This window comes from Leisingera sp. F5, from assembly GCF_001593695.1.
The window spans coordinates 1-1,201 of record NZ_LUKH01001196.1 but is presented as its reverse complement, the minus strand read 5'-3'; the positions used below and the strand labels follow the sequence as shown (position 1 = coordinate 1,201).

Genomic DNA, 1,201 nt, shown 5'->3' with positions numbered 1-1,201 from the left:
AAACCGGCCCGGATAGGCCTCTGCGATCTCCTGCAGTGCGGGCAGGCAGCGGCTGTCTTTCTCTACTGCCAGTACCCGGCGGGCGCCTTCGGCCAGCAGGCCACGGGTGAGGCCGCCGGGGCCGGGGCCGATTTCCAGCACGTCGCACCCTGTGAGGTCGCCGGCCTGGCGGGCAATCTTGGCGGTGAGGTTCAGATCCAGCAGGAAGTTCTGCCCCAGTGATTTGCGCGCCGACAATTGATGCGTTGCGATCACTTCACGCAGGGGGGGAAGGGAGTCGATAGCGCTCATATCATCTGTACCTTGGGACAGGACGCGGGCGGCGCGCCGGAATTTTCATGCCTCCGGCGGGGATATTTGCCGCCCGAGGAAGAATCAAGGGCTGGCAGCCATCCGCTGTGCCAGCTTCAGGGCTTCGATCAGGCTGGTGGGATTGGCCTGGCCGGTGCCTGCGATGTCAAAGGCGGTGCCGTGATCGGGCGAAGTGCGGATGAAGGGAAGGCCCAGTGTCACATTGACGCCGCGGTCGAAGTCCAGTGTCTTGATCGGGATCAGCGCCTGATCGTGATACATGCAGACCGCCGCGTCGTAGCGCGCGCGGGCGGCGGCGTGGAACAATGTGTCCGCCGGGTGCGGCCCGGTAATGTTCAGCCCGTCGTCTTGCATTTTCTGGATCAGGGGGATGATCCAATCCAGTTCCTCATGGCCCATTGCGCCGCCTTCGCCGGCATGCGGGTTGAGGCCGGCAACGGCGATGCGGGGGGCGGCGATGCCGAACTGATCCTTGAGGCCCGCAGCGGTGATCTCAACGGTTTCGCGCAGCAGCTCAGGGGTCAAAGCCCTGGGGACCTCGGACAAAGCGATATGGATCGTGGCGGGCACCACGCGGAGCTGGGAGCTGGCCAGCATCATCACCACGCGATTGCGGCCGGCGAGGGACGCCAGGAACTCGGTGTGGCCGGGATAGGCAAAGCCGGCGCCGTCGATCAGCGCCTTTTTGTGGATCGGAGCGGTGCAGACAGCGGCGGCTTCGCCGGTTTGGACCAAGTGAACTGCTGTTTCGATGGATCGGATGACACCAGCGGCGTTGGCCGGGTCGGCACTGCCCTTGGCAGCGCTGCCGCTGAAGGCAAGGGGCAGCACCGGCAAGCTGACTGTGCAGGCTGCAGCAGCCTCAGCCGGGGCGGCGATTTCTTTGACA

The 1,201-nt window shown here is 65.1% G+C and carries 2 protein-coding genes; both read right to left on the bottom strand.

Annotation, left to right across the window (positions count from 1 at the left end; genetic code table 11):
• On the bottom strand, positions 1–291 hold a 291-nt coding region (locus A2I95_RS40085; RefSeq protein ID WP_291737900.1), incomplete at its 3' end, for an rRNA adenine N-6-methyltransferase family protein.
• Positions 292–375: 84 nt separating this feature from the next.
• Positions 376–1,201 (bottom strand): 4-hydroxythreonine-4-phosphate dehydrogenase PdxA (gene pdxA, locus A2I95_RS40080; RefSeq protein ID WP_291737899.1); only part of this gene is annotated, 826 nt, incomplete at its 5' end.